The 20,729-nt window shown below is 71.6% G+C and carries 20 protein-coding genes; 11 read left to right on the forward strand and 9 right to left on the reverse strand.

The genetic code is table 11. The features are described from left to right. The first annotated feature begins 72 nt into the window (after positions 1 to 72). Positions 73 to 261 carry a hypothetical protein gene (locus ACFXJ5_RS12455; protein ID WP_384630298.1) on the forward strand — a complete coding sequence of 63 codons (189 nt, stop codon included), beginning with the start codon at positions 73 to 75 and terminating at the stop codon, positions 259 to 261. After that, a complete protein-coding gene (locus tag ACFXJ5_RS12460) occupies positions 240 to 1,751 on the forward strand; it encodes a sensor histidine kinase (protein WP_384630299.1) in 1,512 nt (503 codons plus the stop codon). The genes ACFXJ5_RS12455 and ACFXJ5_RS12460 overlap by 22 nt, the downstream gene beginning before the upstream one ends. A gap of 44 nt (positions 1,752 to 1,795) precedes the next feature. Here ACFXJ5_RS12460 and ACFXJ5_RS12465 read toward each other — a convergent pair whose 3' ends face one another. Continuing rightward, complete coding sequence (locus tag ACFXJ5_RS12465; protein ID WP_384630300.1) at positions 1,796 to 4,393, reverse strand: SpoIIE family protein phosphatase; 2,598 nt, start codon at positions 4,391 to 4,393, stop codon at positions 1,796 to 1,798. Positions 4,394 to 4,637: 244 nt separating this feature from the next. Between ACFXJ5_RS12465 and ACFXJ5_RS12470 the strand changes: the two genes are divergently transcribed. Next, the gene (locus tag ACFXJ5_RS12470; RefSeq protein WP_384630301.1) at positions 4,638 to 5,063 is read left to right on the forward strand and encodes an OsmC family protein; all 426 of its coding nucleotides are present in this window, start codon (positions 4,638 to 4,640) and stop codon (positions 5,061 to 5,063) included. Between the two features lie 124 nt (positions 5,064 to 5,187). Further along, positions 5,188 to 5,796 (forward strand): TetR/AcrR family transcriptional regulator, encoded by a 609-nt coding sequence (locus ACFXJ5_RS12475; RefSeq protein WP_384630302.1) that lies wholly within the window; start codon positions 5,188 to 5,190, stop codon positions 5,794 to 5,796. Here ACFXJ5_RS12475 and ACFXJ5_RS12480 read toward each other — a convergent pair. Continuing rightward, complete coding sequence (locus ACFXJ5_RS12480) at positions 5,786 to 6,088, reverse strand: GNAT family N-acetyltransferase (protein ID WP_384630303.1); 303 nt, start codon at positions 6,086 to 6,088, stop codon at positions 5,786 to 5,788. The genes ACFXJ5_RS12475 and ACFXJ5_RS12480 overlap by 11 nt on opposite strands. After that, positions 6,085 to 6,351, reverse strand: coding sequence for a DUF2630 family protein (locus ACFXJ5_RS12485; protein WP_384630304.1), 267 nt, complete (start codon positions 6,349 to 6,351; stop codon positions 6,085 to 6,087). Before ACFXJ5_RS12485 ends, ACFXJ5_RS12480 begins: the two co-directional genes overlap by 4 nt. Before the next feature lie 183 nt (positions 6,352 to 6,534). Between ACFXJ5_RS12485 and ACFXJ5_RS12490 the strand changes: the two genes are divergently transcribed. Both ACFXJ5_RS12490 and ACFXJ5_RS12495 read left to right on the forward strand, forming a co-directional pair. After that, on the forward strand, positions 6,535 to 8,046 hold the full coding sequence (locus ACFXJ5_RS12490; protein WP_384630305.1) for an MFS transporter: 1,512 nt from the start codon (positions 6,535 to 6,537) through the stop codon (positions 8,044 to 8,046). Positions 8,047 to 8,249: 203 nt separating this feature from the next. Next, positions 8,250 to 9,446 (forward strand): MarP family serine protease, encoded by a 1,197-nt coding sequence (locus tag ACFXJ5_RS12495; RefSeq protein ID WP_384630306.1) that lies wholly within the window; start codon positions 8,250 to 8,252, stop codon positions 9,444 to 9,446. Between the two features lie 7 nt (positions 9,447 to 9,453). On the opposite strand, the gene ACFXJ5_RS12500 is transcribed toward ACFXJ5_RS12495, so the two are convergent. Then, a complete protein-coding gene (locus ACFXJ5_RS12500) occupies positions 9,454 to 10,086 on the reverse strand; it encodes an HAD family acid phosphatase (RefSeq protein WP_384630307.1) in 633 nt (210 codons plus the stop codon). A 167-nt stretch (positions 10,087 to 10,253) separates the two neighbouring features. Here ACFXJ5_RS12500 and ACFXJ5_RS12505 point away from each other — a divergent pair, with 167 nt between their 5' ends. After that, positions 10,254 to 10,844, forward strand: coding sequence for a hypothetical protein (locus ACFXJ5_RS12505; protein WP_384630308.1), 591 nt, complete (start codon positions 10,254 to 10,256; stop codon positions 10,842 to 10,844). Between the two features lie 66 nt (positions 10,845 to 10,910). Here ACFXJ5_RS12505 and ACFXJ5_RS12510 read toward each other — a convergent pair whose 3' ends face one another. From ACFXJ5_RS12510 to ACFXJ5_RS12530, 5 genes are all read right to left on the reverse strand, one after another. Continuing rightward, positions 10,911 to 11,339 (reverse strand): hypothetical protein, encoded by a 429-nt coding sequence (locus tag ACFXJ5_RS12510; protein ID WP_384630309.1) that lies wholly within the window; start codon positions 11,337 to 11,339, stop codon positions 10,911 to 10,913. A 133-nt stretch (positions 11,340 to 11,472) separates the two neighbouring features. Continuing rightward, a complete protein-coding gene (locus ACFXJ5_RS12515; protein WP_384630310.1) occupies positions 11,473 to 12,285 on the reverse strand; it encodes an SAM-dependent methyltransferase in 813 nt (270 codons plus the stop codon). Between the two features lie 130 nt (positions 12,286 to 12,415). Beyond that, entirely contained in the window at positions 12,416 to 14,455 is a 2,040-nt protein-coding gene (locus ACFXJ5_RS12520; RefSeq protein WP_384630311.1) for a DHA2 family efflux MFS transporter permease subunit, read from the reverse strand. Then, the gene (locus tag ACFXJ5_RS12525) at positions 14,452 to 15,744 is read right to left on the reverse strand and encodes a hypothetical protein (RefSeq protein WP_384630312.1); all 1,293 of its coding nucleotides are present in this window, start codon (positions 15,742 to 15,744) and stop codon (positions 14,452 to 14,454) included. The genes ACFXJ5_RS12520 and ACFXJ5_RS12525 overlap by 4 nt, the downstream gene beginning before the upstream one ends. A gap of 400 nt (positions 15,745 to 16,144) precedes the next feature. Continuing rightward, the gene (locus ACFXJ5_RS12530; protein ID WP_384630361.1) at positions 16,145 to 16,813 is read right to left on the reverse strand and encodes a MerR family transcriptional regulator; all 669 of its coding nucleotides are present in this window, start codon (positions 16,811 to 16,813) and stop codon (positions 16,145 to 16,147) included. A 160-nt stretch (positions 16,814 to 16,973) separates the two neighbouring features. Here ACFXJ5_RS12530 and ACFXJ5_RS12535 point away from each other — a divergent pair, with 160 nt between their 5' ends. From ACFXJ5_RS12535 to ACFXJ5_RS12550, 4 genes are all read left to right on the forward strand, one after another. Then, positions 16,974 to 18,494 carry a flavin-containing monooxygenase gene (locus tag ACFXJ5_RS12535; RefSeq protein ID WP_384630313.1) on the forward strand — a complete coding sequence of 507 codons (1,521 nt, stop codon included), beginning with the start codon at positions 16,974 to 16,976 and terminating at the stop codon, positions 18,492 to 18,494. Beyond that, complete coding sequence (locus ACFXJ5_RS12540; RefSeq protein WP_384630314.1) at positions 18,491 to 19,450, forward strand: alpha/beta fold hydrolase; 960 nt, start codon at positions 18,491 to 18,493, stop codon at positions 19,448 to 19,450. The genes ACFXJ5_RS12535 and ACFXJ5_RS12540 overlap by 4 nt, the downstream gene beginning before the upstream one ends. Further along, the gene (locus ACFXJ5_RS12545) at positions 19,447 to 20,334 is read left to right on the forward strand and encodes an SDR family oxidoreductase (RefSeq protein WP_384630315.1); all 888 of its coding nucleotides are present in this window, start codon (positions 19,447 to 19,449) and stop codon (positions 20,332 to 20,334) included. The genes ACFXJ5_RS12540 and ACFXJ5_RS12545 overlap by 4 nt, the downstream gene beginning before the upstream one ends. 120 nt (positions 20,335 to 20,454) lie before the next feature. Beyond that, a complete protein-coding gene (locus tag ACFXJ5_RS12550; protein ID WP_384630316.1) occupies positions 20,455 to 20,679 on the forward strand; it encodes a hypothetical protein in 225 nt (74 codons plus the stop codon). The last annotated feature ends 50 nt before the right edge of the window (positions 20,680 to 20,729 follow it).

Below are 20,729 nucleotides of genomic sequence, written 5' to 3' on the forward strand. Positions count from 1 at the left end.
TTGCTCCATACCCTCAGCAAACACACAGCGGGCCCGAAGCGCACGCCCAAACTCCTCATCCACGATGGTGAAATGCCCGTACATGCTGACCTCGTACGCGTTCTCGTCGTGGCCGACGAGGACGGAATCGCGGAACCGCTGTCTCCGGCCGTCTCCGAGGCCGGCCGTCAGCCGTTCCGCGGCGGCGACGGTGCGACGGCGCTCCGAACTGCCCGGCGGTGTCCCCCGCACGCCATCGAATGCCCCGAGGAGCGGAGGTGAGCCTGCGCAGCTCGTCGCTACGGGTCCGGCTGCTCGTCGTGATCAGCGCGACCCTGGTCGTGGTCTGCGCGGCGATGGCCCTGATCACGATCCTGGTCGGTCGGCACTTCGTGATGGACGGCCTCGACTCGCGGGTCGGGATCGCCGCCGCGCGCAGTCAGGGCGGCGTGCAGAATCGTTCCGCCCCCGACGACGACACGGATCTGGGCTTCCTCAACAAGAGCGGTCAGGCCGTCGGCACCCTCGCAGCCCGCTACCGCGCCAACGGCACGATCAGCGCGGCCGAGGTCGTCACCGAGGGCGGCCCGCAGACGCTGACCGCAGCGCAGAGCGCCGCGCTGGCCGCCGTCCCGGCCGACGGCGCCGTCCATACCCGTACGATCCCGGGCCTGGGTGCCTACCGCGTGGTCCGCCTCGCCGACACCAGCCGGCCCGTCCTCGCCGGGCTGCCGCTCGCCGCCGAGCAGGAGTTCATCGACAAGCTCGTCGCCGCCGAGGCGGTCACCGCGGCGGTGGCCCTCGCGTTGGCCGGATGCGCCTGCGCCGTGGTCATCCGGCGCCAACTGCGGCCGCTGGGCCGCGTTGCGGCCACGGCCGTCGAGGTCTCCCGCTCGCCGCTGGGCCGCGGCGAGGTCGCCGGCCTCACCCGGGTGCCGGAGCCCGACACGGACCCGGGCAGCGAGGCGGGCCAGGTCGGGGCCGCCCTCAACCGCATGATCGAGCACGTCGAGACGTCGCTGGCCGTACGGCAGCAGAGCGAGGCCCGCATGCGGCGCTTCCTCGCCGACGCCAGCCACGAACTGCGTACGCCGCTCGCCTCCATCGCCGGATACGCCGAGCTCGCCAACCGCGGCGGTTCGGCCATCGACCTCGCGCGCGCCTGGCAGCGGGTCGCCTCGGAGGCCTCCCGTATGACGGGGCTGGTCGAGGACCTGCTGCTGCTCGCGCGGCTCGACGAGGGCCGCCCGCTGGAGTCCGGCGAGGTCGACCTGACGTCGCTGGTCGCCGAGGCCGTCTGGGACGCCCGGGCGGCGGCGGGCGACGGTCATCGCTGGCAGGTGCGGTTGCCCTCCGGGCCTGCCGTGGTGATGGGCGACGAGGCGCGGGTCCGCCAGGTCGTCGGCAACCTGCTGGCGAACGCTCGTACGCACACGCCGGCCGGCACCACCATCGTGGCCGAGGTCGCCGAGGTGGGTGCCGAATGCGTCGTACGGGTCGAGGACGACGGGCCCGGCATTCCGGCGGAGCTGCTGCCCGCGGTCTTCGAGCGCTTCAGCCGGGGCGACGCGTCCCGCTCGCGCGGCGTTGTCCCCGGGGGTGGTTCGGGGCTCGGCCTTGCGATCGCCGCGGCCGTCGTCGAGGCGCACGGCGGCATCATCGCGGCGGAGAGCGTGCCAGGGCGGACTGTCTTCACGGTACGGATCCCTGCGGGTCCCCCCGCCCCGGTCGGGCCGGGCGCGGCCGCCGCGGAGGCCCGCGCCCTCAGCTGACCCTTGGGGCCCGTTTCCGTCCCCGAACGCCCGACGGCGGGTCCTCAAACGCCGGACGGGCTGAATTCGCCGGGGCCCGGAATGGGCTGCTCCGTCCAGATGACCTTGCCGCGGGGGGTGTGGCGGGTGCCCCAGCGGGCGCTGAGTTGGGCGACGAGGAAGATGCCGCGGCCGCCCTCGTCGGTGGTGGCGGCGCGGCGGAGACGGGGGGAGGTGCCGCTGCCGTCGGAGACCTCGAAGACGAGGGCGCGGTCGCGCAGGAGGCGGGCCTGGACGGGGCCGTCGGCGTGCCGGATGGCGTTGGTGATGAGCTCGCTGGCGATGAGCTCGGTGGTGAAGGCCAGGTCTTCCAGGCCCCAGTCGGTGAGCCGGCGGATGATGGCGGCGCGCAGGTCGGAGACGGCGGCGGGGTCGTCGGGGACGTCCCAGGAGGCGACGCGGCGACTGTCGAGCGTACGGGTGCGGGCGACCAGCAGCGCGACGTCGTCGGAGGCGGTGTACGGCGAGGGCAGCAGGGCTTCCTCGACGGCGGCGCAGACCTCGTCGGCCGTACGGGCCGTGCGTGGCGGGGTCCGGCCGGCACCGCTCAGGACGTGCCGGAGGACCTGCATGCCGGTGTCGGGGTCGAGGTCGCGGCCGTCGGCGCCGCCGATGAGGCCGTCGGTGAACAGGACGAGGTCGCTGCCCTCCGGAAGCTCGAACTCGGCGGTTTCGAAGGACAGTCCGCCCGCACCCAGCGGTGGCCCGGCGGGCAGGTCGGGGATCTCGACACGGCCGTCGGGCAGGACCAGGGCCGGCGGCGGATGGCCCGCCCGCGCCATGACGCAGCGACGCGAGACGGGATCGTAGACCGCGTACAGACACGTGGCGCTGACGAGGCTGCCGACGAGCCTCGAGCCGCCGTCGAGACGGTCGGCGAGGTCGTCGAGCCGGCTGAGGAGTTCGTCGGGCGGCAGGTCGAGAGCGGAGAAGGTGTGGATGGCGGTACGCAGCCGGCCCATCGCGGCGGCGGCGTGCAGCCCGTGCCCCGCCACGTCGCCGACGACGAGGGCGACCCGGGCGCCGGACAGCGGGATGACGTCGAACCAGTCGCCGCCGACCTGACCCCGGGCGGGCTGGTAGCGGTACGCGGCCTCGACGGCGTGCTGCTCGGGGAGGGTCTGCGGGAGCAGGCTGCGCTGCAGCTCCAGGGCGAGGTGGTGTTCGCGGGTGAAGAGCCGGGCGTTGTCGATGGCGAGGGCGGTGCGGGCGGCCAGCTCCTGGGCCAGCGCGAGGTCGTCCTCCTCGAAGGGCCCGAACTCCCCGGCGCTGACGTCCCGTTCGAAGCACGCGACCCCGAGCAGCGTTTGGCGGGCCCGCAGCGGTACGGCGATCAGCCGGTCCCCGTCGGCCAGGACGGGGGCGCCCAGGGCGAGGGCGCGGGCCTGCGGGACGGCCGGGTGGAAGCGGACGGTGCCCCCGGCGGACGTCGGCGGCGCCGCGTGCAGCAGGCCCAGGCCCGCCACGCCGGGCTGCTCACCGCGCAGCACCGGCTCGAAGAGGTCCACCGTCGCCCGGTCGGCGAAGCGCGGTACGGCGGCCTCGGCCAGCTCCTCGGCGGTCCGGGTCACGTCGAGCGTGGTCCCGATCAGGGCCCCGACATCGCAGAGCAGCTCGAGCCGGCGCCGGGCGGCCACCGCGAGCTTGCTGACCCCGGGCTCGCCGACGAGCAGCTGCCCGGCGTCGTCGCCGCTCGAGCCCGTCGAGCCGCCCGCCTCCCTCGGCGTGGCCGTGCCGATGGCGATGCTGTGCGGCCCGGCCTCGTACGGCAGGCTCACCTCGACGACGGCGCCGGACTCGCCGTACGTGGTGCCGACCGGGCGGCAGAGCAGCATCGCCGTACGCCCGTAGGACAGCGGCACTTCGAGCGCGGCACGCCGGCCGGCGGAGATCAGCCCGGCGGCGGCGTCGGTGAGCAGGACCTCGTCGCGCCCGGTGATGACGGCGGGGACGCCGAGCCGCTGGAGGGTGCCGTCGCCGTCGAGGAGGAGGGCCGGGGTGCGGAAGCGGCGGTCGGCGCGCAGGAAGGCGTGCAGCAGGGCGCGTTCGCGGTCGGAGCACTGGTCGAGGAGACGCTGCTCGATGGCGAGGGCGGCCTCGTGGGCCAGGCCGGTCATCAGGGGATGGGCGTCGGCGGCTTCGCTGGTGAGGTCCAGGACGCCCTGGATGCGGCCGCTGACCGGGTGACGTACGGGGATGCCCACGCAGGTGAGGTGGGTCAGCAGATCGCAGAAGTGCTCGCGGCCGACGACCCGGACCGGCCGCCGTTCCTCCAGGGCGGTGCCCATGCCGTTGGTGCCCGCGTCGCGCTCGTGGTAGCTGAATCCGGGGGCGAACCCGACCTTCTCCAGGGCGCGGAGGAAGGACGGCTGCGCGGCCCTGCGGTCGAGGATGACGCCCGCGTCGTCGGTGAGCGCGACATTGACCCGGGTACCGGACAGTGCCGCCTCCAGCCGGTCGAGGGGTGGCCGGGCGGCGCGGGCGAAGTCGCCGGTGAGGTCGAGCTCGTCGGTGTACGGAAGCTCCAGCCGGTCCGGGGTGAGGCCACGGTCGAGACATCGCTGCCACGAAGCGCGGATGGGCGTCCGCACAGCCTCCACCACCTGGCTCACATCCTTGTGTTGACGCGCTTGTGACGCTGCCTGGAGCCTCGAAAGTAGGCTGGGCGGCGGCCGTCTGTGGCGATCCGCGTCAACGGCCACCCGTGTGAGTGACACAGATTTGTCGCCTGCGGTAATCGCGCCGGGTGGCAACGGGCGCGTAACGATCGCGAAGGGCGGCCCGCTGAGCGAGACTGGACCCTTGGCGCCAGGACGCAGGACCGCACACACGAGGAGTCAATCCATCATGGCTACCAAGCGCATTGCGCACACCGCCTGGGAAGGCAGTCTGCTCGAAGGCAAGGGCGTCGTCACCCTGGACTCGTCCGGAGTCGGGGAGTACCCGGTGACGTGGGCCTCCCGCTCGCAGGAGGCCAACGGGAAGACCAGCCCCGAGGAGCTGATCGCGGCGGCGCACTCGAGCTGCTTCTCGATGGCCCTGTCGCACGGCCTCGCCCAGGCCGGCACCCCGCCGACCAGCCTCCGCACCGAGGCCGAGGTCACCTTCCAGCCCGGCGAGGGCATCACCGGCATCCACCTGACCGTACAGGCCCAGGTGCCGGGTCTGGACGAGGCCGACTTCATCAAGGCCGCCGAGGACGCCAAGGCGAACTGCCCGGTCAGCCAGGCGCTCAAGGGCACGACGATCACGCTGACGGCCGGCCTGGGCTGAGCCTTCGGCGCGACCGCCACCTGTCGGGACATACGACCGCCGTCTGTCGGGACACTTGGGTTCCGGCAGGCGGCGGTCTATCCTCTTAGGTGTACGCAACCGTTTCGATGACGAAGGGGTGAGCATGACCACCCAAGCACCGGCCACCCCGCGCCGCACCCGCCTGACCCCGGAACGGGAGCTGGAGCTCTACACCGCAGTCATGGACCTGCTCCGCGAGGTCGGCTACGAGGCCCTGACCATGGACGCCGTCGCGGCCCGTACACGTTCCAGCAAGGCCACCCTCTACCGCCAGTGGAAGGGCAAGCCGGAACTGGTCGCCACCTCGCTGCGCGCCTGCAAGCCGGTGCACACCGCGGAGATCGACACCGGCTCCATCGTCACGGACCTGCACGAGCTGGCCCGGGGCGCCGTCAAGCACGGGGACGACGACACCGCCGTGATGCGTGCCCTGGCGCACGCCACCGCGCAGAATCCCGATCTCGCCAAGGCGCTGCGGGAAGCCCTGTTCGAGCCGGAGACCGCCGCGCTGCACCGCATGCTGGACCGGGCCGTCGAGCGCGGTGAGATCGTCGCCGGCCGGAAGGCGTTGGACCTGCTCCCCTACATGATGATCGGCGCCTTTCTCGGCCGGCCGCTGATCGAGGACCGGTCGGTCGACCCCGAGTTCATGCACGCGTACGTCGACGCCGTCATCCTCCCCGCCCTCGGGGTGACGCCGGTCAGTCGCTGACCGTGCTGCGCGGCTGGTACTCCAGGTCCTGGTAGTCCGGGTGGTGGGCGATCCAGCCCGCGATGAACGGGCACGCCGCCAGCACGCGCTGCCCCCGCGCCCGGGCCTCGTCCAGCGCGGCGCGCGCGATCGCCGAGCCGACGCCCTGGCCCTCGTACTCCGGCTCCACCTCGGTGTGCAGGAAGGCGATCACCTCGGGCGTACGGATGTAGGTGGCGACGCCCGCCAACCTGCCGTCGACGCGCGCCTCGTAGCGCTTCGCGTCGGGTGCGTCGGTCACTTCCGGGGTCATGACTGATAGCCCTCCACCGTGTCGGACGGCCGCACTCGCGCCTCCCCCGGATCCTCGCCGATCTCCGCCTTGGCGCGGCGCTGCCGCAACAGGTCCCAGCACTGGTCGAGTTCGCGTTCCAGGGCGGCGAGCCGCTGCTGCTCGGTCTCGCCGTCGATCTCGCCGGAGGCGAGAAGGTCGCGCAGGGTCTTCTCGTCGGCGACCATGGCGCTGATCCGGGCCAGAATCACCTGCTCGGGGCTGCCGCTCTGCTGCTGTCCCACGGGGTACCTCCCTCGGTCCTCCGCCAACTCTAGGGAGGCGGGCCGGGCGGCGCGATCGAAACGCTTGCGTTTCGCTCGGGTCTGGCCTAGGCTAATCCACGTACGAAACGGTTTCGTATCGCAGAAGCGAATCGGTTCTCCGACCACATCCCAGCTCTCAGCTCACGACTGGAGTACGTCCCCATGTCCCAGACAGCCTCCGCAGAGGCCACCGCGGCTACCGGGCAGGCCGGCTCACCTGCCTCCGAGACCGGCTCCCGCCATCGCTGGTGGATCCTCGCGATCATCGGCCTCGCCCAGCTGATGGTCGTACTCGACGCGACCATCGTGAACATCGCCCTGCCGTCCGCCCAGGCCGACCTCGGCTTCTCCGACGGCAACCGGACCTGGATCGTCACCGCCTACTCGCTCGCCTTCGGCAGCCTCCTGCTGCTCGGCGGCCGGATCGCCGACCTCTTCGGCCGCAAGCCCGCCTTCCTGGTGGGCGTGAGCGGCTTCGCGATCGCCTCGGCCGTGGCCGGCGCCGCCACCAACTTCGAGATGCTGGTCGCGGGCCGCGCCCTCCAGGGCCTGTTCGGCGCCCTGCTCGCGCCCGCCGCGCTCTCGCTGCTGACCACGACGTTCACCGACGCCAAGGAGCGCGCCAAGGCCTTCGGTATCTTCGGCGCCATCGCCGGCTCCGGCGCGGCCATCGGCCTGCTGCTCGGCGGCATCCTCACCGAGTACCTGAACTGGCGCTGGACCCTCTACGTCAACCTCTTCCTGGCCGTCTTCGCCATCATCGGCGGCACGCTGCTGCTCAAGCGCACGCCACGCGACCGCAGTGCCAAGCTCGACCTCCCCGGTACGATCCTGGTCACCACCGGCCTCTTCAGCATCGTGTACGGCTTCTCCAACGCCGAGTCCCACGACTGGAGCTCCCCGCTGTCCTGGGGCTTCCTCGCCGCCGGTGCGGTGCTCCTGAGCGCCTTCACCTGGTGGCAGACCAAGGCCTCGCACCCGCTGCTGCCACTGCGCGTGCTCCTGGACCGGAACCGCGGCGCGTCCTTCGCGGCCATGCTGATCGCCAGCGCCGGGATGTTCGGTGTGTTCCTGTTCCTCACCTACTACCTGCAGCTCAGCCTCGGCTTCTCCGCGATCCAGACGGGCCTCGCCTTCCTCCCGATGGTCGGCGCCCTCATGGTCAGCGCGACCGCTTCCACGAACTTCCTGCTCACGAGGATCAGCCCCAAGATCGTCGTTTCGCTGGGCATGCTCCTCGGTGCGGTCGGCCTGGTCGGGATCACCGGCCTCGACCTGAGCAGCACCTACGCCGCGAACGTCCTGCCCCCGCTGCTTGTCATCGGCTTCGGTATCGGCCTGATCATGGCCCCCGCGATGAGCCTGGCCACGGCCGGCGTGGCGCCCGACGACGCCGGAGTCGCCTCCGCCTCCGTCAACACCATGCAGCAGATCGGTGGCTCCATCGGTACCGCCCTGCTCAACACCCTTGCCGCCAGCGCCGCGACGACCTACCTCGTCGGCAAGGACCCGACCAACAAGCTCGTCCAGGCCAACGCGGCCCTGGAGAGCTACTCCACCGCCTACTGGTGGTCCGCCGGCTTCTTCGCCGCCGGCGCCCTGATCGCGGTGCTGCTGTACCGGCGCGGCGTCCCGCAGACGGACCCGCAGGCGGCACCCGCAGTCCACATGTGAGCGGCATGTGGTAGCCCGCACCGACCCGTGGGGACGGGGTACGGAGCGGAGATGAGGCCCGGTGGCCGATTCCGATCATGGAATCGGCCACCGGGCCTCAACGCTTCTCGGATCGCCGTGTCGAGTGCCGTGCGTCACAAAAGGGAACCGATTGTCGGTTAATGTGCGTTTTCCGTGGCGGGCGTACCGGAAAGGGTCCTCCGTTGAACCTGCTCGACCTGCTGCTCCTTCTCGCGGTGCTGGCCTACGCCATCACCGGCTACCGCCGCGGCCTCGTCGCCGGCTTCGTATGCCTCGCCGGCTTCCTCGGCGGCGCGGTGCTCGGCGTATGGCTCCTGCCGTACGTCCTGGAGCACGTCAAGGCGGGCACCTCGCAGGCCACCTTCGTCGCCCTGCTCACCGTCCTCCTGCCGGCCGCCGCCGGTCACGCCGTGGCCGCCGGGCTCGCCTGGAAACTGCGCGCAGGGCTGAACTGGGGCCCGGCCCGCTGGGTGGACGGGGTCGGGGGCGCCGCCGCCAACGTCGTCGCCGTACTGCTGGTCTCCTGGGTCGCGGCGAGCGTGCTGGTCTCCTCCGCCTCCGTGACCCTCAACCAGGTCATCCGGGGCTCGGCGGTCCTCGGAGCCGTGCAGGACGCGATGCCCTCGCAGGCCCCGACCTGGTTCAGCCGCGCGACGGGCGCCCTTGCGGCGGCGGGCTTCCCGCAGGTCTTCAACCCCTTCGAGTCCGAACCCGTCAACGGCGTCCCCGAGCCCTCCGGCGACAACGTCACGGCGGCGGCCACCGTCGCCGCCAAGGACAGCACCGTCAAGATCGAGGGCATCGCCGACGTCGAGGGCCGCCACCAGGGCCAGGAGGGCAGCGGCTTCGTCTATGCCGACGAGCACGTCATGACCAACGCCCACGTGGTGGCGGGAGTGGACGCGCCCACCGTCCGGATCGGCGGCACCGGCCGCTCGTACACCGCCAAGGTCGTCCTCTTCGACCCCAAGAAGGACGTCGCCGTCCTGGACGTCCCGGGCCTTCGCGCCCCCACCCTGAGCTTCGCCGGCACCGCCTCACGCGGCGACGGCGCCGTCGTCGGCGGCTACCCCGAGAACGGCGGCCTCGACCTCCGCGCAGCCACCGTCGCCGGCCGCATCCGTGCCAACGGCCAGGACATCTACGGCGACGGCACCGTCACCCGTGACATCTACCAGATCCGCTCCACCGTCCGCCCCGGAAACTCCGGCGGCCCGCTGCTCACCAAGAGCGGCAGGGTCTACGGCGTCGTCTTCGCCCGCTCCACCACGGACGCCACCACCGGCTACGTCCTCACGGCGGACGAGGTCACCACCGACGCCGCCCGGGCGGCCACATCCACCCAGGCGGTGGACACGGGCAACCGGGCGGCGCTCTAGCCTCCGGCTAGTCGAGGAGTCCGTCGTAGTCGGGCAGCTTGTACGTCTGCTCGGCGTGGCCGCCGGTCAGGTCGGTGGTGTTGTTGCCGACGTTCGCGATGATCGTGTAGCCCTTGTCCTCGATCTTCGCCCGCTGCGCCGTCTTGAAGGCGCTCACGTCGCCGAAGAGGTCGGTCAGCGACCTCCCGTACAGCCCGTCGACCGGATAGCCCACCTCGTCGAGGTTGTACTCGGTCACCGTCTCGATGAAGTCCGGCCGGGCGGTGACGAAGAAGACGCTCACGCCGTGGGCGTGCGCGTACTGCGCGAGCTTGAGAACGCCCGGTGTCGCCGGGGTCGGATAGCCGCCCTTGAAGTACGTGGCGAGCGAGGTGTTGTCGATGTCCAGCACGATCGCGAGCTTCTCGCCGCTGCCCGCGCTCGCGGTGCGCTGCGCGACGTAGGACTGCGCGGTGTCGGTGACCGCGCTGACGTCCTGCACCCAGGTGTCGTACGTGGGCGTGGTGGTCGTACTGGCCGTGCTGCTCGCCGAAGTGCTCGCCGCGAGGGCGGGTGTCGCCGGGAGGGCGACTCCGGCGGTGCCGATCGCTGCGACGACCGCTGCGGTCGCGACGCCTCGTCTCCAACGTGATGTGTCCATGCAGACACTTTGGCCCTGCGGGATGAGCGCTAACCGAACTTCAGTTAACTGGTCGGTAACTTTCCTGCGGCCTCACCCATTTGAACGGCGACCGATCGCCACCGGTATAAAGCCGACATAACGTCACATGTGACGGGCACTCGGCCCGATACCTGGAGGTTCCTCACATGCGTTCCCGCCCCCGCTCGCGCTCCGTCCGCCCGGCTGCCGTCGCCCTCATAGCCATGGCCGCCCTCGGCCTCTCCGTTTCGCCCGCCGTCTCGGCCGTCTCCCCCTCCGGCGACAGCAACATCACGTCCTTCGGATACGGCGTCAGCCCCGGCACCGTCAGGGCCGGCGGCCTCGTCAAACTCAGCTCCTCCGGCTGCGACGTGCCCTCCGTGACCGCCTCCTCCGGCGTCTTCGACACCGTCCAGCTCGTCGAGGGCCACCCCAAGCTCGTCCGCGTCGACTCCGACGCCAAGCCCGGCGCCCAGTACACCGTCAACTTCACCTGCAACGGCGAGTCCGGCCACACCACCCTCACCATCGCGAGCGGCGCAAGGGCCTCCGCCGCCCCGTCCACCTCGCCGTCCGCCGACCCCTCCCAGACCCCCGGCACCACCCCCGCGCCTACCGCCGCCATCCAGGGCGGCTTCGGCGGCACCGCCGGCGGCCTGAACACCCCCGAAGCCCTCATCGGTGGCGCCCTCCTTGCCACCGCGACCGCCGGCGGTCTCCTCCTCGTACGCCGCCGCCGCAACGGCGACCACGCCTGACGCCCACCGGCCCGCCCACCTCCCGGCTCCGCCCCGGGAGGTGGGCGACGACCGTGTGTCCCGGGGTTACTTCACCGGCTGATCGCTGGCTGTGAGCACGACCGTCACGTCCGCGCCGAGCAGCGCGGGCACCAGGTTCAGGCCCAGAACCCGGGCTCCCAGCGCCACCGTCGTCGGCTTGGTCTCCGCCGCGCACGCCGCGGTCGGGGCTGTGGCGATCAGGGTGACGGCATCGAAGCCGAGGCTGCTCGGGAAGGTCACTGACTGGCTGAACGTCCCGTCTGCCTTGCTGTCGAAGGTGCCCGTCACTTCCTCGCCGACCTTGAGCTGCATCGCCACGGCGCCGGTGGGCTTCACGCCGCCGGGGCACAGGACTTTGCCTTTCAGTACGTACGCCGCGCCCGCGGCATCGTCGGCCTGTGCGGGCGCTGCGGCGCACAGGCCACCGAATATGACGCCGGCGGTCACTGCGGCCGAGGCGAGCTTGCGAAGCACAGCGGTACCTCCTGGTAGTCGGATCACTACTGGGAGTTTCACACGGTCGGAGTCGGTACGCGCGAGCAGCTACTCCGTGCCGGGCCGGTGGTCGGCGCCCGGCGGGGAGCCGTACTGGTGGGGCCGGTTACGGCTATGGCTTGACCGCGAGTCCGGCGGCGATGAGGCGCTCCCAGACGGTGAGTTCGTGGCGCGAGTCGGTGGGACGCCATTCGGCGGCGGGGACGAGGCCGGGGGGCAGGAGGGTGAGGTCGCCGAAGAGGGCGGTGATCTGCTCGTCGGTGCGCCAGCGGCCGCGGCCGAGGGAGGCCTGCAGAACCTCCTGCATGTGGGCGCTGCGGGGGTCGTTCTCGCTCCGGAAGTGGCTGATGAAGACGTAACTCCCGGAGGGGATGCGGTCGTACCAGTAGCGGACGAGGGCGGCCGGGTCCTCGTCGTCGTTGAGGTGGTGGAGGATCGCGCTGAGGATGATGGCGACCGGCTGCTCGAAGTCGATGAGCGCGCGGGTGTCCGGGCTCTCGTAGATCGCCTCGGGGTTGCGGAGGTCGGCCTGGAAGACCGTGGTGTTCTCGTTCTCGGCCAGCAGCGCGCGGCCGTGGGCCAGGACGACGGGGTCGTTGTCGACGTAGACGACCCGGGACTCCGGCGCGTGGCGCTGGGCGACCTGGTGGACGTTGTCCGAGGTGGGGAGCCCGCTGCCCATGTCGATGAACTGCCGGACCGGCGTGTTGACGGCGATCTCGCGCACCGCGCGGACCAGGACGCCCCGGTTGTCGTGGGCGATGGCCTGCGACCCGGGAAGGTCCTTGATGAAGTGGTCCGCGAGCGCCCGGTCGACCTCGTAGTTGTCCTTGCCGCCGAGCAGATAGTCGTACGTGCGGGCGATGCTGGGCTTGGTCGGATCCACGCCGGGGATGTCGGTGGTGCTCACGCCTTCGGCTGCCATCTCGGTTGTCCCTCCGGAACAGCGGTGCGTACGTAACGGGGATCACTCTATGCGAGGGAGCCCGTAAAGGCCGCTGTGGTCAGGCAAGTTGGCGCGGAGAGGGCGGTGCCGGGGTGAGGGCCCGGAGGCGTCACACGGCGGTGCGTTCGCGGTTCGTCTGCTCCTCCTCCAGGAGCTTGGCCGCGATGTTGTTGATGGCGCGGTCGAGCAGGGCGCGGTCGGTCGGGTCGGTGACGGTCCAGTCCTCGAGGTGGGTGTCGAGCCAGCGGCACCAGGCGGCGTGGAGGCGGTTGAGTTCGGCCTGGCCCGCGGGGGTCAGGTCGAGGTGGTCGCCGGTGGAGTCGGTGGTGGCGTAGCCGGAGGAGACGGCGTCGGAGAGGACCGGCTGGAGGACTTCGGGGGGCATGCGGTGGGCCTGGGCGATGGCGGCGAGGGTGGCGCCGCCCTGGAGGCGGTTACGCCAGTGGACCTGGCCGAGGGTCCAGGCCTGGGCGGGGGTGAGGGCGGACCCGGAGTCGGTCAGGATCTGGCGCGAGACGGGGGCGTCGGCCTTGACCTTGCGCATGACACCGGCGATGGCGCGTTCGAGCTGCTTGACCGCGTCCGGGGAGTCGGGGGCGGAGAAGCCCTCGCCCATGTCCGAGGCGCCGGCGCGGGCGGAGTCGCGGAGGGGGACTTCCTTCAGGAACCAGGCGATGACGAAGCCCACCAGGGCCACCGGGACCACCCACTGGAAGACGTAGTTGATGGTGTCGGCGTACGCGTCGATGATCGGCGCCGCCTGCGCGGCCGGCAGCTTCTTGAGTGCGGCGGGGGACTCGGCGGCGATGGCGGGCACGCCGGGCACCTGGGCGAGGGCCTTGGCGAGGTTCGGGCCGAGCTGGTTGGTGTAGAGGGTGCCGAAGATGGCGGTGCCGAAGGAGCTGCCGAGCGTACGGAAGAAGGTGACGCCGGAGGTGGCGGAGCCGAGTTCGGAGTACGCGACGGTGTTCTGGACGGCGATGGTGAGGACCTGCATGGCGAGGCCGATACCGAGGCCGAGGATGAACATGTAGAGGGATTCCAGCCATACGCCGGAGGACCTGTTCATGGTCGACATCAGGTACAGGCCCACGGCCATGACCGCCATGCCCGCGATGGGGAAGACCTTGTAGCGGCCGGTACGGCTGACGATGATGCCGGAGAGCATCGACATGCCGAGCAGGCCGACCATCATCGGGAGCGTGCGGATGCCGGAGACGGTGGCGGAGACCCCGTCGACGTACTGGAGGTAGGTGGGGAGGTAGGTCAGCGCGCCGAGCATCGCGAAGCCGACGATGAAGGAGAGGGCGGAGCAGACACTGAAGACGGGATTGCGGAAGAGGTGCATCGGGAGCATCGGCTCGGCCGCCCGTAGCTCCACCAGGACGAATGCTCCCAGCAGGACGACCGAGGCGACGAAGAGGCCGATGATGACGGCCGACCCCCAGGCGTACTGGTTGCCGCCCCACTCCAGGGCGAGGACGAGGCCGGAGGCGCCCAGCGCGACCAGCACGATGCCCGCGTAATCGATGATCGGGCGGACGGCGGCCTTGACGGAGGGGATGGTGCGGGCGGCCATCGCGACCATGATGATGGCGATGGGGACGTTGACGTAGAAGCACCAGCGCCAGGTGGCATGGTCGGTGAAGATCCCGCCGAGGGTCGGGCCGACGACGGTCGTGACGCCGAAGACCGCGCCCAACGCGCCCTGGTACTTGCCGCGTTCGCGCAACGGGATGACGTCGGCGATGAGCGCCATGGCGGTGACCATGAGACCGCCGCCGCCGATGCCCTGGATGGCGCGGGCGACGATCAGCAGGAGCATGCTGTTGGCGGCGCCCGCGACGATCGAGCCGGCGACGAAGACGATGGCGCTGAGCTGGAAGACGATCTTGCGGCCGAAGAGGTCGCCGAACTTGCCCACCAGGACGGTCGAGACCGTCTCGGCGAGGAGGTACGCGGTCACCACCCACGCCATGTGCCCGGCTCCGCCGAGGTCGGCGACGATCGTCGGGAGGGCGGTGGAGACGATCGTCTGGTCGAGGGCGGCGAGCAGCATGCCGAGGATGATCGTGACGAAGACGACGTTGGTCTGGCGGCGGCTGAGGGACGGGGGAGCGGCCGTGTCCGGGGCGGCTGTTGTGGTCATTCGGCTCTGCTCCCCGCTGAGGCGGCCGTGTACGCCGCCACGAACACGGACAGCGCCGCGACCACCGCGCTCACGAGCAGCGCGGTGGCGGTGGCGCGCCCCAGGGCGGTCGGGTTCGGAGTGAGGATTCCGCTGGTGACCGCCCCCGTGACCGCTATGCCGAAGGCCGCGCCGAGCTGCCCGGCGGCTGGGTGCGGGTCCTCGATACGTACGCCCAGAGCCAGCCCGGCGCCGGTCATCGCCAACCCGATCACGGCCAGCGGGTAGTAAGCGGCCGAGCCGAGGCCGGTGAGCGCGGTCAGGACCAGCCCGAGTGCGGCGAGGACGGCCCCGGCCATCGGCGGCACGGCGGGGAAGCGGCCGCCGTAGAAGTGGACGGCGAGCGCGCCCGCGGTGAGGGGCAGGGCGAGGAGGCCGGCGACGACGGAGGGGAGACCGCGGCCGTCCTGGGGGGCCTGGAGGTAGGTCAGGAATACGTAGAGCGCGGCGATCACGGCGAAGTGCAGCAGGAAAACGGTGGCCGGGGAGGGGGACGGGTCCAGCTGCGGGTCCTCCGCGTGCTCGCGCTCCCACCGCACGAACAGCGCCAGGGCGAACACGGCGACCGCGATGAGGATGAGGCTGCGGGCGGAGCTCCAGTCCCAGCCGCTGGCCTGGTTGAGGACCGCGTAGAGGGCCAGGAGGCCCGGGACGAGCAGGATGAGCGGGGTGTAGTGCTCGTTCTCCACCGCTACGGACCTGGTGGCCGGGGTTCCGCTGTCCGGCGGCGCGAGACTGATCAGCGCGAGTGCGGCACCCGCGACGACCAGCGACAGCCAGAACACCCACTGCCAGTCCAGTGCCGACGTCAACACCCCGCCCAACAACGCCGCCGGCCCCGCCACCGCCCACGTCCCGATCATCGCCGGCGCCGGCAACACCACATACGGCAACACCATCGCCCCCGATGCCCCCTGCAACGCCCGTCCGACCAGCAACACCGCCCCGTTCGGCGCCGCCCCGGCCAGCACCGCACCGGCGATGAACACGACGAGCCCCGCCTGCGCCAGCCGCAGCGCCCCGAGCTGCGCGGCGGCCTTGCGGGCCGGCCAGATCAGCATCCCGCAGAACAGCGCCGCCAGGCCGACCGCGGTGTTCGTCGTCTGCCGTGACAGACCCAGCCCCAGCGCCATCGCCGGCGCGGCGGCGAGCACCCCGAGGCTGAACAGCCAGTACGTGCTCACCGCGCCGTAGGCGCCATACGCGCCGTACGCGCGAGGTACAGCTGGAAGCCGCAACCGCTCGAACATAGCCCCACTCTCACCCGGCGCTCAGCGCCGCGCCTGCTTGTACGGCCGTCCGGGTTAGCCGCGTCTGTCCCAGACCGGGTTGGGGGTAGGCCGCTCGCCTGAGGCGGAGCGGGCTGGCCCAACCCGCCCGCACCCGGCAACGGGCCGTACCCCGACGGTGGGTGTCCGGGCGTGCGTCGGCGGCTTACGGTCCGTGGCCGGGTTGGGCCAGCCCGTCCCGCCTTGGGGGCACCTCCCAGCGTCTAGCTGGGGGAGGACGGCCTACCCCCAACCCGGGGGAAGGCGCCCGGCGCGGGCCGGGGGGCTGGGGAGGGTCTGGGGGTGGGGGCACCTCCCAAACGAAGGTTTGGGGGAGAGCCCCCAGTGGGGTCCAGGGGCGCAGCCCGGCGGCGGGGCGCGGTCAGGCGTCGGAGACGGCGGCGTTGGCCAGTTCTTCGCGCATGCGGCGGTCCATGGCCAGCGCCAGCTCCGCTTCGACGATGTCCTTGACCAGGGGCCGGAGGCGGGCGATGGCGTCGGCGAGGTCGGCGCCGGGGAGGATGTGGATGCGGGCGAGGTCGACGAAGAGCCCGGCGAGGGAGTCGAGGCGGCCGCGCATCTCGCGGCCGGCGGCGAGGACGTCGGCGAGGGGGATGCCCTCCTTGACGAGGGCGGAGGAGGCCTCGAGGAGGCGGCGGCTGACGTGGACGACGTCGTCGCCGTCGACCGCGATGTAGCCGATGCCGAGGGCGGTCGCGAGGTTGTCCGCGGTGGCCTGGTCCGCGTAGTAGTCGGCGAGCGCTTCCGGGGTGAGCCGGACCGGGCTCTCCTCCGACCAGGGGGTGACGGCGTCCAGGCCGAGGACCTCGGCGACGTCGCGGCCGCTCTCGGCGGCGGCGATCAGTTCGGCGATGCCGCCGAGGGTGTGGCCGCGGTCGAGGAGGCCGGTGATGGTGCGGAGCCGGGCGAGGTGGTGGTCGTCGTACCAGGCGATGCGGCCCTCGCGGCGGGGCGGCGGGAGCAGTTTGCGCTCGCGGTAGAAGCGGACGGTCCGCACGGGTACGCCGGCTGCCTGGGCCAGCTCTTCCATGCGGTATTCGCGGGCCGCGGGCTGTTCGGTTACGTCGTCCTTCGCCACAGTCGAAGCCTACGTGCTCGAGTTTCGCGCGAGCTCTACCGCTGGTAACCGGATTGGCTTACCCTCCAACCGTGCCAGTGATTACTGGCGGAGTCGTCATGGGAGCGGCGGGATGGGCGAGCGCAGCGAACACGTGCGGGTGGCGGTGATCGGATCGGGGTTCGGCGGACTGGGTGCGGCGGTGCGGCTGCGCCGCGAAGGCGTGACGGACTTCGTCGTACTGGAGCGCGCGGACGCGGTCGGCGGCACATGGCGGGACAACAGCTACCCGGGGTGCGCGTGCGACGTGCCGTCGCACCTCTACTCCTTCTCCTTCGCGCCGAACGCCCAGTGGCCGCGTGCCTTCTCCGGCCAGCAGCACATCCGTGACTACCTGGAGCGGGTCACCGACACCTTCGGACTTCGGCCGCACATCCGCTTCAACTCCGAGGTCCAGCAGGCCCGCTGGGACGACGAGGCGCGGCTGTGGCGGCTGCGTACGGCGCAGGGCGAGCTGACCGCCGACCTCGTCGTCTCCGCCACCGGGCCGCTCTCCGACCCCAGGCTGCCCGACATCCCCGGGCTGGACGGCTTCCCCGGCGCCGTCTTCCACTCCTCCCGCTGGGACCACGACTACGACCTCAAGGGCAAGCGCGTGGCGATGGTCGGCACGGGCGCGTCGGCGATCCAGATCGTGCCGTCGATTCAGCCCGACGTGAAGTCGCTGACCGTCGTGCAGCGCACCCCGCCGTGGGTGATGCCGAAGATGGACCGGGGGATCAACAAGGCCGAGCAGTGGCTGCACCACCAGATCCCGGCGACGGCGAAGGCGCGGCGCGGGCTGCTGTGGCTCGTAAGGGAGTTCCAGGTCGGGGCGTTCGTGAAGCGGCCGAAGCTGATGAAGGCGGCCGAGCAGCTCGCGAAGAGCAACATGCGCCGGTCGATCAAGGACCCGGAGCTGCGGGCGAAGCTGACGCCGGACTACACGATCGGGTGCAAGCGGATCCTGCTCTCCAACGACTACTATCCCGCGCTCGCCCAGCCCAACACCGAGCTCGTCGCCTCCGGCCTGAAGGAGGTGCGCGGCTCGACGATCGTCATGGCCGACGGCACCGAGCGCGAGGTCGACGCGATCGTCTTCGGCACCGGCTTCCATGTCACCGACATGCCGATCGGCGACCGGGTCATCGGCGCCGACGGCCGGTCGCTGGCCGAGCACTGGAAGGACGGTATGGCGGCGCTGCGCGGCTGCACGGTCGACGGCTTCCCCAACCTCCTGCTGATCATCGGGCCGAACTCGGGGCTCGGCAACAGCTCGATGATCCTCATGATCGAGGCCTCGCTGAACTACGTCGCCGAGTATTTGCGGGCGCTCGACACCACGGGCGCGTACGCCCTCGATGCCAAGCCGGCCGCCGTACGGTCCTGGAACACCGAGATGCAGCGCCGCATGGCCCGCACGGTGTGGACGACCGGTGGCTGCAAGAGCTGGTACCTGGACTCGAACGGCCGCAACACCACCGCCTGGCCCGGCACGACGGCGGAATTCCGGCGCGCGACGCGGCGGCTGAAACTGGAGGAGTACGCATTGCTGCACACGGCACCCGTGAGCGCCCCGGCCGCTCCGGCGTCCCCGGCGGAGGTGGCCTCGTGACCGCGACCACCGTCTACGACCTTCCGGCAGCACGCCGTACGGACTTCGTACGGTCGGCCGACGGCACCCGGATCAACGTCGAGGAGTACGGTCCGGAAGGCGCGCCGACCGTCGTGCTCATCCACGGCTGGACCTGCAAGACGGCCTTCTGGGCCCCGGTCATCCATGAACTCGCCGGGGAGTTCCGGGTCGTGACGTACGACCAGCGCGGCCACGGTCGCAGCGAGACGCCCGGGCGCGGCGGTTACAGCACGGAGGCGCTGGCGGACGACCTGGCGGCGGTGCTCGACGGCTTCCTGGGCCAGGACGAGCGGGCCGTGCTTGTCGGGCACTCCATGGGCGGCATGACGGTGATGGCGGCCGGTGACCGGCCCGCGATCCAGGACCGTACGGCCGCCGTGCTGCTCGCCAACACCGGAAGCGGGCGGCTGCTCGCGGTGGCGAACGTGTTGCCGCCGAGCGTGCGGTCGGTGCGGGTGCGCCAGGCCTTCCAGCGGTTCATGCTGCTGTCGGCGTTGCCGCTGGGGCCGCAGACGGCGCTGACCCGGGCGGCCTTCAAGTACGGCGTGATGGCGAAGGGTTCGACCCGGGAGCAGGTCGCCGCGACCGCAAGCATCCTGCACGCCTGCGCCCGCCGCCCCCGGTCGGGCTGGGGACGGGTGCTGTCCGAGCTGAATCTCGACGCCGGCATCGCCGCGCTCCGGGCCCCCACCGCCGTCCTCGTCGGCACCGCCGACAAGCTCACCCCGCCGGCCCACGGCCACGACATGGTCACCCGGCTCGCCAACTGCGTCGGCCTGACCGAGCTGGACGGACTGGGGCACATGACGCCCATCGAGGACCCGGCCGCGTTCGCCGCCGTCGTACGGACCCTCGTCCGCGACCACCTGACCGCCGAGACGGCCAAGACCGCCGAGACCGCCGAGACCGCCAAGGCGGAGGAGACGACCGCATGAGCAGATCACTGAACGGCCAGGTCGTCGTCGTCACCGGCGCCGCCCGCGGCGTCGGCGCCCTCCTCGCCCGCAAACTCGCCGCGCGGGGCGCCAGGCTCGCGCTGGTGGGCCTGGAGCCGGACGAGCTCAAGGCCGTCGCCGAGGGGATCGGGCCGCAGGCCGCGTACTGGACGGCGGATGTCACCGATCACGACGCCATGGCTTCGGTCGCCGCCGAGGTGGTCGAGCGGTTCGGAGTGGTGGACGTCGTCGTCGCCAACGCGGGCGTCGCGACCGGCGGCCCCTTCCTGGAGAGCGACGCACGGGATTTCGAGCGCGTCGTACAGGTGAATCTGCTTGGCAGTGTCACCACCGCGCGGGCCTTCCTGCCGGCTCTGCTCCAGTCGAAGGGCTACCTGCTGCAGATCGCCTCCCTCGCCGCCATCACCCCCGCCCCGATGATGACCGCGTACTGCGCCAGCAAGGCGGGCGTCGAGAGCTTCGCCCACTGCCTGCGCGCCGAGGTCGGGCACAAGGGCGTCAAGGTCGGCGTCGGCTACCTCAGTTGGACCGACACCGACATGGTCCGCGGCGCCGACCAGGACGACGTCATGCGCGAGGCCCGCTCCCGGCTGCCCTGGCCCGCCAACCGTACGTACCCCCTCGACCCGGCCGTCGAGCGCATCGCCGCAGGCGTCCAGCGCCGCTCCGCTCACGTCTACGCCCAGTGGTGGCTGCGCGGCATGCAGTCCGTGCGCGGTTACCTGCCGGGGCTCATCGGCGGTGCCATCGGCCAGCGCGAAATGCGGCGCCTCGAGCCCCGCATAGCCGCTGCGGGCGGCATCCGGCGCGGTCTCGTCGGCCGCGGCGGCGAAGCGGACGAACGGGGCCGGGCCGCGCGCTGACCCGGCGGGGCGCGGGTCGGTCAACGCACCCTGACCTGGGTGAAGTCGCACAAAGTGCACATTCCACCACGCCGTGTAACTCTGGTCGGGGCCCATCCCACACATCCCAGAGGAGTGATCATGGGCAAGAACGACCCGATGAAGGGCAAGGCCGACGACTACGCCAAGAAGGCGAAGCAGCGGTTCGGCAAGCCGGACCCGCTCCAGGACATCGACGACGAGTCGCTGGCGGAGGAGATGCCGCAGCGTCCCGGACGCGAGTCGCAGGAGCAGACACGTGACCGGAGCCGTGGCCAGCAGGAGATGCTGGACGACGTGCAGTCCGACGACCGCTGGGACACCTGAGCCCTGACGCGGCACAGACGCGAATGACGAAGGGGCGCGCCCGCCAAGGG

The organism is Streptomyces sp. NPDC059373 (assembly GCF_042751495.1).
Taxonomy (GTDB): domain Bacteria; phylum Actinomycetota; class Actinomycetes; order Streptomycetales; family Streptomycetaceae; genus Actinacidiphila.

What these genes read in the sequence shown, in the direction of transcription:
- ACFXJ5_RS12470 (WP_384630301.1), top strand. Translation starts at nt 4,638, where the DNA reads ATGGCTACCAAGCGCATTGCGCACACCGCCTGGGAAGGCAGTCTGCTC.
- ACFXJ5_RS12500 (WP_384630307.1), bottom strand. Translation starts at nt 10,086, where the DNA reads ATGGACACATCACGTTGGAGACGAGGCGTCGCGACCGCAGCGGTCGTC.
- ACFXJ5_RS12520 (WP_384630311.1), bottom strand. Translation starts at nt 14,455, where the DNA reads ATGACCACAACAGCCGCCCCGGACACGGCCGCTCCCCCGTCCCTCAGC.
- ACFXJ5_RS12460 (WP_384630299.1), top strand. Translation starts at nt 240, where the DNA reads ATGCCCCGAGGAGCGGAGGTGAGCCTGCGCAGCTCGTCGCTACGGGTC.
- ACFXJ5_RS12505 (WP_384630308.1), top strand. Translation starts at nt 10,254, where the DNA reads ATGCGTTCCCGCCCCCGCTCGCGCTCCGTCCGCCCGGCTGCCGTCGCC.
- ACFXJ5_RS12525 (WP_384630312.1), bottom strand. Translation starts at nt 15,744, where the DNA reads ATGTTCGAGCGGTTGCGGCTTCCAGCTGTACCTCGCGCGTACGGCGCG.
- ACFXJ5_RS12480 (WP_384630303.1), bottom strand. Translation starts at nt 6,088, where the DNA reads ATGACCCCGGAAGTGACCGACGCACCCGACGCGAAGCGCTACGAGGCG.
- ACFXJ5_RS12530 (WP_384630361.1), bottom strand. Translation starts at nt 16,813, where the DNA reads ATGGAAGAGCTGGCCCAGGCAGCCGGCGTACCCGTGCGGACCGTCCGC.
- ACFXJ5_RS12475 (WP_384630302.1), top strand. Translation starts at nt 5,188, where the DNA reads ATGACCACCCAAGCACCGGCCACCCCGCGCCGCACCCGCCTGACCCCG.
- ACFXJ5_RS12490 (WP_384630305.1), top strand. Translation starts at nt 6,535, where the DNA reads ATGTCCCAGACAGCCTCCGCAGAGGCCACCGCGGCTACCGGGCAGGCC.
- ACFXJ5_RS12535 (WP_384630313.1), top strand. Translation starts at nt 16,974, where the DNA reads ATGGGCGAGCGCAGCGAACACGTGCGGGTGGCGGTGATCGGATCGGGG.
- ACFXJ5_RS12550 (WP_384630316.1), top strand. Translation starts at nt 20,455, where the DNA reads ATGGGCAAGAACGACCCGATGAAGGGCAAGGCCGACGACTACGCCAAG.
- ACFXJ5_RS12515 (WP_384630310.1), bottom strand. Translation starts at nt 12,285, where the DNA reads ATGGCAGCCGAAGGCGTGAGCACCACCGACATCCCCGGCGTGGATCCG.
- ACFXJ5_RS12455 (WP_384630298.1), top strand. Translation starts at nt 73, where the DNA reads ATGCCCGTACATGCTGACCTCGTACGCGTTCTCGTCGTGGCCGACGAG.
- ACFXJ5_RS12545 (WP_384630315.1), top strand. Translation starts at nt 19,447, where the DNA reads ATGAGCAGATCACTGAACGGCCAGGTCGTCGTCGTCACCGGCGCCGCC.